Origin of the sequence: Siccirubricoccus soli (genome assembly GCF_024178315.1) — a bacterium.
Classification (GTDB): domain Bacteria; phylum Pseudomonadota; class Alphaproteobacteria; order Acetobacterales; family Acetobacteraceae; genus Siccirubricoccus; species Siccirubricoccus soli.
Window position 1 is genome coordinate 69,860 of record NZ_JAMZIK010000023.1, and the last position, 12,147, is coordinate 82,006.

The following is a 12,147-nucleotide window of genomic DNA, read 5'->3' on the forward strand; positions in this document are numbered from 1 at the left end:
CTTCCGGGGGCCGCAGAGTCGTGCAGCGGCTCGGGCGGCGTCAGTCGATGCTCAGATTGAGCCGCGCCACCATCCGCTTCTCGTACTCCACCCGCTCCCGTGCGAAGGAGAGATAGGCCGCCGGCCCCAGATATTCCTTCGGCATGTCCCAGCGCCGGATGATCGCCTGGCTCGCCTCGTCCTCATAGGCCTTGCGGAAGGCGCGGTGCAGGAACTCCACCAGCTCCGCATCCATCCCCTTCGGCCCGACGATCCCGTAGGGCGAGGTGACGGTCATGCCGTAGCCGAGGTCGTGCAGCGTCGGCACATCGGGGAAGGCCGCCAGCCGCTCCCGCGTCCAGACCGAGAGCAGCCGCAGCTCCCCCGCCTCCACATTGGGGCGCCAGGAGGAGCTGTCCGCCACCACGTCGATCTGCCGGCCGAGCAGCGCCGTCACGCCTTCCTGGCTGCCGCGGAAGGGCACATGCGTCATCTGCACGCCCTCGCGCTCGCAGATCTCCTCCATCGCCAGGTGGTTGGTGGTGGCGATGCCGCTGGTGGAGAAGGTCAGCTCGCCCGGCTTGCGCCGCGCCGCGGCGATCAGGTCCTGGAAGCTCCTGTACGGCCCGTCGCTCCGCACCGCCGTGCCGAAGAGGAAGCCGCTGACCTGCATGATGTAGCTGAAATCCGCCACCGGATCCCAGGTGCGCGCCTTGGTCAGGAAGGGGTGGCGCAGGATGGAGAGGTGGTGGTGCGCCAGGGTGTAGCCATCCGGCTGCGCCTGGTTGATGAGGAAGAGGGCCGCCTGGGTGCCGCGCGCGCCGGGCCGGTTCTCGATCAGCACCGGCTGGCCGAGATCCTTGTGCATGATCTCGAACATCTGCCGGTGCAGCGCATCCAGCGCCCCGCCCGGCGGCCAGGGGATGAGGAAGCGGATCGGCCGGTTGGGAAAACGCCCCTGGCCGAGCGCCGGTGCGGCAAGGGGGACAGCGCACAGGGCGGCCGCCGCGCCGAACAGGGCGCGGCGGTGCAGCGGATGAGTCATTCTTGTCGTTTCCTCCTGCGGTGAACCCCGATGGCGTCAGCCGTCCAGGGAGAGATTCAGCCGGCGCACCATCGCCTTCTCATACTCCACCCGCTCCACCACGAAGCGGCGGTAATCCTCCGTGTTGTAGTAGACCAGCGGCATGTCGAATTGCCCACGCACCCGGGCATTCTCGGCATCGAACAGCGCCGCCTTCAGCGCGTCGTGCAGCACCCGCACCACGCCTGCATCCATGCCCTTCGGGCCGCTGATGCCATAGGGGCTCGTCACCTCCATGTCGTGGCCCAGCTCCTTCAGCGTCGGCACGTTGGGGAAGCGGGAGGCACGCTCGGCGGTCCAGACGGAGAGCGCGCGCATCTGGCCGGATTCGACGAAGGGGGCCCAGGCGCTGCTGTCGCAGACCATGTCCACCTGCCCGGCCAGCACCGCCGTCACCCCTTCATTCGCGCCGCGGAAGGGGACATGCGTCAGCTCGATCCCCGCCTGCTCCTGCAGCGTCTCCATCGCCAGGTGGTTGCTCGTGCCGATGCCGCTGGTGCTGTAGGTCAGCTTGCCGGGGTTGCGCTTGGCGTAGGCGATCATGTCGGCCCAGCTCTGCAGCGGGCTGTCCGCCTTGATGGCGGTGCCGAACAGCCAGCCGGTCAGGCCGATGATGTGGGTGAAGTCCCGTACCGGGTCCCATTGCGGCGTGCGCATCATCCAGGGTCGGCGCAGCACGGAAAGGTGCATCTGCGTCAGGCTGTAGCCATCCGGTCGCGCCTGCTGCGCGACGGTCATCGGGCCCAGCGTGCCGCCGGCGCCGGTGCGGTTCTCCGCCACCACCGGCTGGCCCAGCGCCTTGCCGGCAAGCTCGGCGAGGGAACGGAGCTGCGCATCCGAGGAGGTGCCGGCCGGCCAGGGGATGACGAGGCGGATCGGGCGATCGGGGAAGCGGGGCTGCGCCAGGGCGGGGGTGGCCAGGGCAGCGGCGCCGAAGGCAAGGGCGCCGCGGCGGGTGAGTTGCGTCATTCCTGCGTCGTCTCCGACTGGTCGAGGCTTCCAGATGGGACGTCCCCGCGCCGCTTGGCAAGCCTGCCCGCCCGGCTCCGGCGCGCATCCGCGCGGCGTGCCGGACGGGCGGGAGGGACGGCCGGCGAGCGCGGGTTTCGCCCGAGGGATCGGGGCGCGATCCGGCACGCCGTTGCGGATCCCGGGCGTCCGCCCCAGGGCCTCCGGCCGGGACGATGGCGGCTGGCCGAATGTCGCCCAGGCCCGCCCCCGAGGCCCTGTGCGCTCCGCTCCAGGCCGCCAGCCCGCATCCCTGCCGTCTGCCGGTTCCTTTACCGGGCAGGCCTGCGAAGCCCGGGGCCGGATGCTAGTCGATCCGCAGGTTCAACCGCTCCGCCATCGTCCTCTCATAGGCGGCGCGGCGCGCGACGAAATCGCGATAGGCCTCCGGGTCGTAATACTCCAGCGGCATGTCGAATTGCGCCCGCACCGCGGCGTTGGCGGAGTCGAACAGCGCCGCCTTGAAGGCCTCGTGCAGGCTGCGCACCACGCCCGGATCCATGCCCTTCGGTCCCGCGATCCCGTAGGGCGAGGTGCCGACCATGTCGTGCCCCAGCTCCTTCAGTGTCGGCGCCTGGGGGAAGCGGGGGGAACGCTCGGCGGTCCAGACGCAGATCAGCCGCAGCGCGCCGCTGTCCACCAGCGGCGCCCAGGCGGAGCTGTCGGCGACGCTCATCACCTCGCCGGAGGCGACGGAGACCGCCGCCTCGTTGGAGGCGCGGTAGGGCACATGGGTCAGCTCCACCCCCTCCTTCGCCGAGAGCTCCTCCATCGTCAGGTGGTTGGTGGTGGCGATGCCGGAGGTGGCGTAGGTGAGGCGGCCGGGATGCGCCTTCGCATAGGCGATGTAGTCGGCCCAGCTTTTGATCGGCCCGTCCGCCTTCACCACGATGCCGAACAGCCAGCCGGTGAGGCCGATGATGTGGGTGAAATCCTGCACCGGATCCCAGGGCGGGTTGCGCACCAGGAAGGGCCGCCGGATCACCGAGAGATGCATCTGCGCCAGGGCGTAGCCATCCGGCCGCGCCTGGGTGGTGAGGAATTGCGCGCCGAGGGTGCCGGAGGCGCCGGCGCGGTTCTCCGCCACCACCGGCTGGCCCAGCGTGCGGCCGGCGAGTTCCGCGAGCGAGCGGAGCTGGGCATCGGCGGAGCCGCCCGGCGGCCAGGGGATGATCAGGCGGACCGGCCGGTCCGGGAACCGGCCCTGCGCCAGGGCGGGGGCGGCGAGGGTGGTGGCGGCAAGGCTGAGGGCGGCGCGGCGCGTCGGTCCCGGCATCTGGTTCGGTCCTCCCGGTTGGTTGGCGCCAGCCTAGCAACGGGGAGGGTGGGGCAATCCACCGAAATCGCAAGGTACCGGGCGCCATGGGATTCCCTTGCAACCGAGCTATACTAGATATATCTAAACATATTCTGGAACAGATTAGAGGACAGCATGCATCCCAGACACGGCCATTCCGAGCGCCGCCACCACGGGCCCCACCACAGCCACTGCCATCCCGAGCATAATCGCCGCTTCGCCCGCGGCGAGCGGGGCTTCGACGGGCCCTTCGGCCATCGCCGCCATGGCGGCGGCCGCGGCGGGCTCGGCCGCCTCTTCGCCCATGGCGATCTTCGCCTGGTCCTGCTGCAGCTCATCGCGGAGAAGCCGCGCCATGGTTATGAGCTGATCAAGGCCATCGAGGAGAAGGTGGGCGGCGCCTACAGCCCGAGCCCGGGCGTGATCTACCCGACCCTGACCCTGCTGGAGGAGCAGGGCTACGTCACCGCCAGCACGGAGCCGGGCGGGACGCGCAAGCTGCACGACGCCACGCCGGAGGGCCGCGCCTTCCTCGCCGCCAACCAGGCGGCGGTGGAGGCGCTGCTGGCCCGCATGGCGGAGGCAGCGGAGCGCCATGGCGGGGAGCCGGCGCCGCAGATCATCCGCGCCATGGAGAACCTGAAGCTCGCTCTCCGGCTGCGCCTGCACCGCGGCAGGCTGAGCGAGGACGCGGCCAATGCCATCGCCGCCGCGCTGGACGAGGCGGCGCGCGCGGTGGAGCGGAGCTGATGGCGGCCGAACCCTGGGCGGTGGCGGAGGCGCGCTTCCCCACCGCGACGGCGGGCCGTTACCTCGGCCAGCTCTGCGCCCATTTCGGCCACCGCATCCCGGCGGTGCGGGAGGGCGATCGCGGCAGCCTGGAATTCCCCGATGGCCTCTGCACGCTGGAGGCCGATGCCGAGGCGCTGCGGCTGCGCCTGGCTGCGGCAGATGCCACGGCGCTGGCGCGGCTGCAGGAGGTGGTGGGCAGCCACCTGCTGCGCTTCGCCTTCCGCGAGGCGGCGGCGGCGCTGGAGTGGCAGCCGGGCGCGGCCTGACCGCGCCCGGCAGGGGAGCTAGAGCAAACTCCGATCAGATGGAATCATCTAATCGGCGGTATTTGCTCGCTATAACACCAACCTGGAGCGGGCTCCGTGAGCCAGTGCGAACGGAAACCGCTCTAGAGCAGATCGCGTGCAGATGGAATCATCCGAACGCGTCAAGATGCTCGCAAAACAACGGCCGAGAGCATGCTGCGTGAGCGCAAGCGAACGCAGCATGCTCTAGGCCCCCGCCGCGCCCTGGGTGTTCACGTAGAGCGCATAGAGCGACTGCGCCGCCGACATGAACAGCCGGTTGCGGTGGCGCCCGCCGAAGCAGAGATTGGCGCAGCGCTCCGGCAGGTGGATATGGCCGATATAGGCGCCGGCGGGGTTGATCACCCGCACGCCGTCATACTCCGGCGTCATCCCCCAGCCGCACCAGAGATTGCCGTCGATATCCACGCGGAAGCCGTCCGGCGTCTCGCCCGGCCGGCATTCCACGAAGACCCGGCGCTTCGCCAGCCTGGTCCCGCCCACCACGTCGTAGACCAGGATGTGGCGCGGCTCGCTGCGGCTCTCGATGACGTAGAGCAGGCTTTCATCCGGGCTGAAGGCGAGGCCGTTCGGATGGTTCACGTCGTCGGCGACGCAGGTGATCTCGCCGGTCTGGCCGTCCACCCGGTAGACATTGGTGTGCGGCAGCTCGGCCTCGGTCTTGATCCCCTCATAGAAGGCGTAGGTGCCGAAGGGCGGGTCGGTGAACCAGATGCTGCCGTCGCTCTTCACCACCACGTCGTTCGGGCTGTTCAGCTTCTTGCCCTGGTAGCTGTCCGCCAGCACGGTGATGCTGCCGTCGTATTCGAAGCGCACCACGCGCCGCCCGGCATGCTCGCAGGCGATGATGCGGCCCTGGCGGTCCCGCGTATGGCCATTGGCGTTGTTGCTGGGCTTCCGCCATTCGGAGACGGTGCCGGTGGTCTCGTCCCACTTCAGCACGCGGTTGTTCGGAATGTCCGACCACAGCAGGCAGCGGGCATCGCCCAGCCAGACCGGGCCTTCCCCCCAGCGGGAGCCCTGCCACAGCCGCTCCACCGCGGACAGTGCCAGATGATACTTCCTGAAGGACGGATCGAGGGCGACGATGGCGGGGTCCGGGTAGCGCTCGCTCGGCTGCCAGCGTTCGGTCATGGCGGTCTCTCTCCCCTGATGGCGGCGCGATCCTGGCCCCGCCCGGGGGGCGGCGGCAAGCCTGGCAGGGCGGGGCGGCGCCGGCTATGTTCCGGATGCGGTGCAACCCAGGGAGGGGGCAGGTCTTGCTGCATCAGCGCGTCCATATCCGTCTGGGCGGGCGCCGCTGGCGCCTCTCCGCCAATCCGGAAGACCGCTTCGACGGCTTCCACGATGCCGGGCTGCTGGAGCTGGCCATGGGCGACCAGACGGCGATGGAAGCGCTGCGCCGGCTGCACCATGACCACCATCCCGGCGCCACCATGGCGCCGATCCCGGATGACGAGGTGATCCGGCAGGTGGGCGGGCTGCTCCAGACCGGCCGCATCTGCATGATCGCGGACGGGCAGTTCGACAGCTATGTGGCGCCGTTCGAGCCGCGCTACAGCGGCAGCGCCTGGTGGCATGCGCATGAGGGGAAATACCCCAACAGCACCAGCATCGACGACCTGTCCGACCTGTTCCGCCCGCGGGTGAGGGCCTTCGTCGATGCGCTGGAGGAGGCCGGCGCCATGGTGCAGGTGGAGGCGACGCGGCGCGACAAGATCCGTGCCTTCCTCATGCATTATGCCTGGCTGGTGGCGCATGGCGGCATCCTGCCGAAGAAGGTGCCGAAGCGGGACGGGCTCAGCATCATCTGGGACCACGGCAACCTGAAGGCGTCGAAGAAGGCCGCCATGGAGATGGTGAAGCTGTTCGAGATGGCGCATATCGCCGCGCTCAGCTCCAACCACATCGCCGGCAATGCCATCGACATGAGCATCACCTGGAGCGGCACGCTGGAGGTGAAGAACGCCAAGGGCAAGGTGGTGAAGGTGAAGGCGCCGCGGAATGGCGGGAAGAACACCACCCTGCATGCCGTCGGCGCCAGCTACAAGGTGTACAAGTTGGTGAAGGACCCGCCGGACGACCCGCACTGGTCGCACAATGGCGGATGAGGCCGGCGCGCCCGGCGAAGCCGCTGCCTGGCTTCGCCGGGCGCCGGGTTCCGCTCAGGTATAGGGCAGGCCCTGGGTGTTCACGTAGAGCGCATAGAGCGACTTGCTCGCCGGCATGAACAGCCGGTTGCGGTGCCGCCCGCCGAAGCAGAGATTGGCGCAGCGCTCTGGCAGCCGGATATGGCCGATCGGCGCGCCTTCCTTGTTCAGCACGCGGACGCCGTCCAGCGCCTCGCTGCCCATGCCCCAGCCGCACCAGAGGTTGCCGTCCACATCCACCCGGAACCCGTCCGGCGTCTCGCCCTCCTTGCACTGGTGGAAGACGCGGTTGTTGGAAAGGCGGCCATCCTCGGCGACGTCGAAGACGCGAATGACGCGCGGCGTTGCCGCCGCCTCCACCACATAGAGCTTCGATTCATCCGGGCTGAAAGCCAGGCCGTTGGGGCGGCCGACCTCGGCGGTCGCGACCGTGATGCGGCCGGTCTGGCCATCCACGCGGTAGATGTGGGTCGGCAGCTCCGGCTCCGCCATCTCGCCTTCATAGAAGCCGAGCACGCCGAAGGGCGGGTCGGTGAACCAGATGCTGCCGTCGCGCTTCACCACCACATCGTTCGGGCTGTTCAGCCGCTTCCCCTCGAAGCGGTCGGCGATGACGGTGATGGCGCCGTCCGGCTCGGTCCGCGTCACCCGCCGCGTCAAGTGCTCGCAGCTCAGCAGCCGGCCCTGGCGGTCCCTTGTGTTGCCGTTGCTGTTGTTGGCGGGGGCGCGGAAGACATCCACGCGGTTGCTCGCCTCGCTCCAGCGCAGCATGCGGTTGTTCGGAATGTCGGACCAGATCAGGCAGCGCTGATCGCCGAACCAGACGGGGCCCTCGCTCCAGCGCGCGCCGGTCCAGAGCCGCTCGACGCCGGCCAGCAGCAGGCGGTAGCGGTTGAAGGCGGGGTCCAGGACCTGCACGGCGGGGTCGGGGTAGCGTTCGACGGGCTGGGCAAGGGCCGGGCGCGCAAGCGGCGCCAGCAGCCCGGCGCCCAGCAGGGCGCGGCGTGACGGATTCATCGGTTTCCTCCCTTGGCCGGGGTCCGGCGGCGCGACGCTAGCACAGGGGGCGCCATCGGGGCATGCTGCCAGCATGGATACGCTGCCTCATCCCCTGCCAGCTCCCACCGGCGCGGCGGCCGTGCCGGACAGTGCCGGCCTCAACCTCTGGCGCGCCGACCCCTGGGGCCAGGCGCTGCTGCGCCTCTATTTGCCGGCCGATCTCGCCGCGCATCTCGCGCCGCACCTGGACCGCATGGGGGCGCTGGCCGGGGGTGAGCTGGACGCGCTGGCGGCCGAGGCGGACCGCAACCCGCCCGTGCTGCAGCCGCGCACGCGGCGGGGCGAGGATGCGCCGCACCGCATCGCCTACCATCCCGCCTACCGCGCCATGGAGCGCATCGCCTTCGGGGAATACGGGCTGGCGGCGATGTCGCATCGCGGCGGGGTGCTGGGCTGGCCGGCGCCCATGCCGCCGGCGGCGAAATACGCGCTGACCTATCTGTTCGTGCAGGCGGAATTCGGCCTGTGCTGCCCGCTCTCCATGACGGATGCGCTGGCCCGCACCTTGCGCCGCTTCGGCGACCCCGAACTCGTCGCGCGCTACCTGCCGGCGCTGACGGCAACCGACCTCGACGCGCTGCGCCAGGGCGCCATGTTCATGACCGAGCAGGGCGCGGGCAGCGACATCGCCGCGACGGCGGTGACGGCCCGGCCGAATGATGACGGAAGCTGGTCGCTCTCCGGCGACAAGTGGTTCTGCTCCAACCCGGATGCCGGCATGGCGCTGGTGCTGGCGCGGCGGGAGGGCGGCGCGCCCGGGCTGCGCGGCGTCTCCCTCTTCCTGCTGCCGCGGGAACGGCCGGATGGCACGCCCAACGCCTACCGGATCATCCGGCTGAAGGACAAGCTCGGCACCCGCAGCATGGCTTCGGGCGAGATCCGGCTGGAGGGGGCGATGGCCTTTCTCGTCGGCGCGCCGGAGGCCGGCTTCAAGCAGATGGCGGACATGGTCAATGCCTCCCGCCTCTCCAACGGCATGCGCGCGGCGGGGCTGATGCGCCGGGCGGTGACGGAGGCGATGTTCATCGCGCGGAACCGCATCGCCTTCGGCAGGCGGCTGGTGGAGATGCCGCTGATGCGGCGGCAGCTCGGCAAGCTGATCCTGCCGGCCGAGCAGGCGCGCAGCATGATGTTCCAGGCCGCCGAGGCGATGCGCCGCAGCGATGCCGGGGAGGAGGGCGCCTATGCGCTGCTGCGCATCCTGACGCCGCTGCTGAAATTCCGCGCCTGCCGGGATGCGCGGCGCGTCACCGGCGATGCGATGGAGGTGCGCGGCGGCTGCGGCTACATCGAGGAATGGGCCGACCCCAGGCTGCTGCGGGACAGCCACCTGGGCAGCATCTGGGAAGGCACCAGCAACATCGTGGCGCTGGACGTGCTGCGGGCGGCGGAGCGGGAAGGCTCGCTGCCGGTGCTGCGGGCGCATCTGGCGGGGCTGCTGGGCAACGGTGCCGCGCTGCCGGAGGCGCTGCCGCTGTTCGATCGCGCGGCGGCGCTGGCGGCGGCGGCGCAGGGCAACCCGGCCCTGGCGCGGCAGGCGGCGAGCGCGCTCTATCACCTGACCAGCGCCGCGGCGATGGCCTGGGAGGCGGCGCGGCTGGAGGACCCGGTGCGGGCGGAGCTGGCCCGGCTGGTGCTGCGCCACCGGCTGCGGCCGAAGGACCCGCTGGCGGCGGAGGACGACCCTGTGCCGGAGGCGCTGCTGGCGCGGGTGCTGGCATGAGCCTCGCCGCCATGCTGCTGGCCGCGCGGCGGGAGGCGCGGCAGATCGCCGTGCTGCCGCCCGACCTGGTGCCGCAGGATGCGGATGCCGCCTATGCGGTGGCGCTGGAGGTGGCGGGCGCGCTGGGCTGGGCGCCGCTCGGCTGGAAGATCGCCGCGACCACGAAGGTGATGCAGGCGCGGCTGCGCATGGCGGAGCCGATCTTCGGCCGCAGCTTCGCGCGCTTCCTGGTCGAGAGCCCGGCGCGTTTCGCCCATGCCGCGCTGCTGGACCCGATCGTGGAGGCGGAGTTCTTCTACCGCCTGAACCGCGACCTGCTGCCGCGCGCCACACCGTACGCCGAGGCGGAGATCGCCGAGGCGGTCGCCGTGGTGCATGCGGGGGTGGAGGTGGCGGAATGCCGCTTCCCCACCTCTGCATTGCCGCCGCCCAATGCGGTGCTGGCCGATGGCAGCGGCAATGGCCGGTACGTGCTGGGGCCGGCCATCCCGCCCGGCACGGATCTGGCGGCGATGGAGGTGGTGGTCGCGGTGGATGGGGTGGAGCGGCGCCGCGGCAGCGGGGCGGAGGTGATGGGCCACCCGCTGCGGGCGCTGACCTGGCTGGCCAACCGCCTGCCGCGCGCGGGCACCCATCTGCGGGACGGGGAATGGGTCAGCACCGGCACGGCGAGCGGGATGTTGGCCGCGCGCCCCGGCCAGCGCGTGACGGCGCGCTTCGGGGCGCTGCCGGAGATCGTGATCGATTTCGCCTGAGATGCCGGAGCTGTCCCCCCGTGCCGCCGCCACGCGCCAGCGCATCCTGGACGCGGCGACGGCGGAATTCGCCGCGCATGGCCTGGCCGGGGCGCGGGTGGACGAGATCGCGGCCCGGGCCGGCGCCAACAAGCGCATGCTCTACGCCCATTTCGGCAACAAGGAGGAGCTGTGGCTGGTGGTGCTGGAGACCGCCTATGCCGCCAAGCGCGCGGAGGAGCGGGCCCTGGCGGTGGAGGCGCTGCCGCCGGCGGAGGCGATGCGCCGGCTGGTCGCCTTCAACCTGCGCTACACCGCCGCGCATCCGGAATTCGTCGCCCTGCTGAACCAGGAGAACATCCACCGCGCCGCCTATCTGCAGCGCTCGGAGCAGGTGCCGGCGCTGTATTCGCCGCTGCTGGAGCAGCTGCGCGCGGTGCTGGCGCGCGGCGCGGCCGAGGGGGTGTTCCGGGCGGATGTGGACCCGGTGCAGCTCTACATCAGCATCGTCGGGCTGGGGCATTTCTACCTAGCGAACCTGCACACCCTCTCCACCATCTTCGGCGCCGGCATCGGCACGGTGGAGGAGCGGGAGGTGCACTGCATCGAGGTGGTGCTGGGGTATCTGCGGCCTTGACTCACGGCCTGGGTAACTGGTTGGTTACCTGAAGGATGAGAGGGGCGCTGCCCCTCTTACACTCTCCCCGCCAAGGGCCGAAAGGCCCTTGGAACCCTTGAGGCGGCAGGTTGACCCGCCGGGCCTGAACTCATGGTTTCCAAAGGCCCTTCGGCCTTTGGCGGGGTGAGCCCGAGAGGGGCAGAGCCCCTCTCGGAACCACGGGAGGACTCACATGGCGCAACGTCGCCTCGGCATCGTCATGAACGGCGTCACCGGCCGCATGGGCACCAATCAGCATCTGGTGCGCTCCATCGCCGCCATCCGGGCGGAGGGCGGGCTGCGCCTGGCCAATGGCGACCGGCTGGTGCCCGACCCCATCCTGGTCGGCCGCAACCGGGAGAAGCTGGAGGCGCTGGGGCGCGCCCATGGGGTGGAGCGCATCTCCACCGACCTCGATGCCTGCCTGCGGGACGAGCGGGACGAGCTGTTCTTCGACGCCGCCACCACCCAGATGCGCGCCGGCCTGGTCGCCCGCGCCATCGCCGCCGGCAAGCATGTCTATGTGGAGAAGCCGACCGCCGATCGGCTGGAGGATGCGGTGAAGCTGGCCCGGCTGGCGAAGCAGGCCGGCATCAAGCATGGCGTGGTGCAGGACAAGCTCTTCCTGCCCGGCCTGCGCAAGCTGAGGATGGTGATCGAGAGCGGCTTCCTCGGCCGCATCTGCAGCGTGAAGGGGGAGTTCGGCTACTGGGTGTTCGAGGGCGACCTGCAGCCCGCCCAGCGCCCGAGCTGGAACTACAAGAAGGCGGAGGGCGGCGGCATCATCCTCGATATGCTCTGCCACTGGCGCTACGTGCTGGACAACCTCTTCGGCGAGGTGGAGGCGGTGAGCTGCCTCGGCGCCACGCATATCCCGACGCGCATCGGGGAGGATGGCAGGCCCTACGCGGCGGATGTGGACGATGCCGCCTATGCCACTTTCCAGCTCAAGGGCGGGATCGTGGCGCATATCAACTCCTCCTGGGTCACGCGCGTCCGGCGGGACGACCTGGCCACCTTCCAGGTGGACGGCACCCATGGCAGCGCCGTGGCCGGATTGCAGAAATGCTGGACGCAAAGCCGCGTGGCGACGCCGAAGCCGGTGTGGAACCCGGACATCCCCCAGCCCATCGACTTCTTCGCCGGCTGGCAGGAGGTGCCGAACACGGAGGACTACCCCAACGGCTTCCGCGCCCAGTGGGAGATGTTCCTGCGCTACCTGGCGGGGGAGGTGCCGAGCTTCCCCTGGGACCTGACCGCCGGCGCCAAGGGCGTGCAACTGGCCGAAGCCGGGCTGTGGAGCTGGCGCGAGCGCCGCTGGATCGACATTCCTGCGCTGGAGGTGTGACGCGATGGCC

At 70.5% G+C, this 12,147-nt stretch carries 12 protein-coding genes; 7 read left to right on the forward strand and 5 right to left on the reverse strand.

Annotation, left to right across the window (positions count from 1 at the left end; all coding sequences use genetic code 11):
• Positions 1-40: 40 nt before the first annotated feature.
• From NJ376_RS04040 to NJ376_RS04050, 3 genes are all read right to left on the reverse strand, one after another.
• The gene (locus NJ376_RS04040) at positions 41-1,024 is read right to left on the reverse strand and encodes a Bug family tripartite tricarboxylate transporter substrate binding protein (protein ID WP_252951942.1); all 984 of its coding nucleotides are present in this window, start codon (positions 1,022-1,024) and stop codon (positions 41-43) included.
• A gap of 36 nt (positions 1,025-1,060) precedes the next feature.
• On the reverse strand, positions 1,061-2,032 hold the full coding sequence (locus tag NJ376_RS04045) for a tripartite tricarboxylate transporter substrate binding protein (RefSeq protein WP_252951943.1): 972 nt from the start codon (positions 2,030-2,032) through the stop codon (positions 1,061-1,063).
• A gap of 346 nt (positions 2,033-2,378) precedes the next feature.
• Positions 2,379-3,347, reverse strand: coding sequence for a tripartite tricarboxylate transporter substrate binding protein (locus tag NJ376_RS04050; RefSeq protein WP_252951944.1), 969 nt, complete (start codon positions 3,345-3,347; stop codon positions 2,379-2,381).
• A 156-nt stretch (positions 3,348-3,503) separates the two neighbouring features.
• Here NJ376_RS04050 and NJ376_RS04055 point away from each other — a divergent pair, with 156 nt between their 5' ends.
• Both NJ376_RS04055 and NJ376_RS04060 read left to right on the forward strand, forming a co-directional pair.
• Positions 3,504-4,118 carry a PadR family transcriptional regulator gene (locus NJ376_RS04055; protein WP_252951945.1) on the forward strand — a complete coding sequence of 205 codons (615 nt, stop codon included), beginning with the start codon at positions 3,504-3,506 and terminating at the stop codon, positions 4,116-4,118.
• Positions 4,118-4,426, forward strand: a complete 309-nt coding sequence (locus tag NJ376_RS04060) for a DUF2218 domain-containing protein (RefSeq protein WP_252951946.1) — start codon at positions 4,118-4,120, stop codon at positions 4,424-4,426. The genes NJ376_RS04055 and NJ376_RS04060 overlap by 1 nt, the downstream gene beginning before the upstream one ends.
• 225 nt (positions 4,427-4,651) lie before the next feature.
• Here the strand turns inward: NJ376_RS04060 and NJ376_RS04065 are convergent, their stop codons facing one another.
• A complete protein-coding gene (locus NJ376_RS04065; RefSeq protein WP_252951947.1) occupies positions 4,652-5,599 on the reverse strand; it encodes an SMP-30/gluconolactonase/LRE family protein in 948 nt (315 codons plus the stop codon).
• A 125-nt stretch (positions 5,600-5,724) separates the two neighbouring features.
• On the opposite strand from NJ376_RS04065, the gene NJ376_RS04070 reads away from it, so the two are divergent.
• Positions 5,725-6,576: a hypothetical protein gene (locus NJ376_RS04070; RefSeq protein ID WP_252951948.1), complete on the forward strand. Its 852-nt coding sequence runs from the start codon at positions 5,725-5,727 to the stop codon at positions 6,574-6,576.
• A 54-nt stretch (positions 6,577-6,630) separates the two neighbouring features.
• Here NJ376_RS04070 and NJ376_RS04075 read toward each other — a convergent pair whose 3' ends face one another.
• Positions 6,631-7,632, reverse strand: a complete 1,002-nt coding sequence (locus tag NJ376_RS04075; RefSeq protein WP_252951949.1) for an SMP-30/gluconolactonase/LRE family protein — start codon at positions 7,630-7,632, stop codon at positions 6,631-6,633.
• Between the two features lie 73 nt (positions 7,633-7,705).
• Here NJ376_RS04075 and NJ376_RS04080 point away from each other — a divergent pair, with 73 nt between their 5' ends.
• The 4 genes from NJ376_RS04080 to NJ376_RS04095 all read left to right on the forward strand — a co-directional run bounded on the left by NJ376_RS04080 (position 7,706) and on the right by NJ376_RS04095 (position 12,137).
• On the forward strand, positions 7,706-9,397 hold the full coding sequence (locus NJ376_RS04080) for an acyl-CoA dehydrogenase family protein (RefSeq protein ID WP_256476132.1): 1,692 nt from the start codon (positions 7,706-7,708) through the stop codon (positions 9,395-9,397).
• A complete protein-coding gene (locus tag NJ376_RS04085; RefSeq protein ID WP_252951950.1) occupies positions 9,394-10,152 on the forward strand; it encodes a 2-keto-4-pentenoate hydratase in 759 nt (252 codons plus the stop codon). The genes NJ376_RS04080 and NJ376_RS04085 overlap by 4 nt, the downstream gene beginning before the upstream one ends.
• Position 10,153: 1 nt before the next feature.
• Positions 10,154-10,768 (forward strand): TetR/AcrR family transcriptional regulator, encoded by a 615-nt coding sequence (locus NJ376_RS04090; RefSeq protein ID WP_252951951.1) that lies wholly within the window; start codon positions 10,154-10,156, stop codon positions 10,766-10,768.
• Positions 10,769-10,982: 214 nt separating this feature from the next.
• The gene (locus NJ376_RS04095; protein WP_252951952.1) at positions 10,983-12,137 is read left to right on the forward strand and encodes a Gfo/Idh/MocA family protein; all 1,155 of its coding nucleotides are present in this window, start codon (positions 10,983-10,985) and stop codon (positions 12,135-12,137) included.
• Positions 12,138-12,147 lie beyond the last annotated feature (10 nt).

Bases quoted from the DNA above. Each gene is read 5' to 3' on its own strand.
- NJ376_RS04040 (WP_252951942.1), bottom strand. From the start codon at position 1,024: ATGACTCATCCGCTGCACCGCCGCGCCCTGTTCGGCGCGGCGGCCGCC.
- NJ376_RS04065 (WP_252951947.1), bottom strand. From the start codon at position 5,599: ATGACCGAACGCTGGCAGCCGAGCGAGCGCTACCCGGACCCCGCCATC.
- NJ376_RS04085 (WP_252951950.1), top strand. From the start codon at position 9,394: ATGAGCCTCGCCGCCATGCTGCTGGCCGCGCGGCGGGAGGCGCGGCAG.
- NJ376_RS04060 (WP_252951946.1), top strand. From the start codon at position 4,118: ATGGCGGCCGAACCCTGGGCGGTGGCGGAGGCGCGCTTCCCCACCGCG.
- NJ376_RS04090 (WP_252951951.1), top strand. From the start codon at position 10,154: ATGCCGGAGCTGTCCCCCCGTGCCGCCGCCACGCGCCAGCGCATCCTG.
- NJ376_RS04075 (WP_252951949.1), bottom strand. From the start codon at position 7,632: ATGAATCCGTCACGCCGCGCCCTGCTGGGCGCCGGGCTGCTGGCGCCG.
- NJ376_RS04045 (WP_252951943.1), bottom strand. From the start codon at position 2,032: ATGACGCAACTCACCCGCCGCGGCGCCCTTGCCTTCGGCGCCGCTGCC.
- NJ376_RS04050 (WP_252951944.1), bottom strand. From the start codon at position 3,347: ATGCCGGGACCGACGCGCCGCGCCGCCCTCAGCCTTGCCGCCACCACC.
- NJ376_RS04080 (WP_256476132.1), top strand. From the start codon at position 7,706: ATGGATACGCTGCCTCATCCCCTGCCAGCTCCCACCGGCGCGGCGGCC.
- NJ376_RS04095 (WP_252951952.1), top strand. From the start codon at position 10,983: ATGGCGCAACGTCGCCTCGGCATCGTCATGAACGGCGTCACCGGCCGC.
- NJ376_RS04055 (WP_252951945.1), top strand. From the start codon at position 3,504: ATGCATCCCAGACACGGCCATTCCGAGCGCCGCCACCACGGGCCCCAC.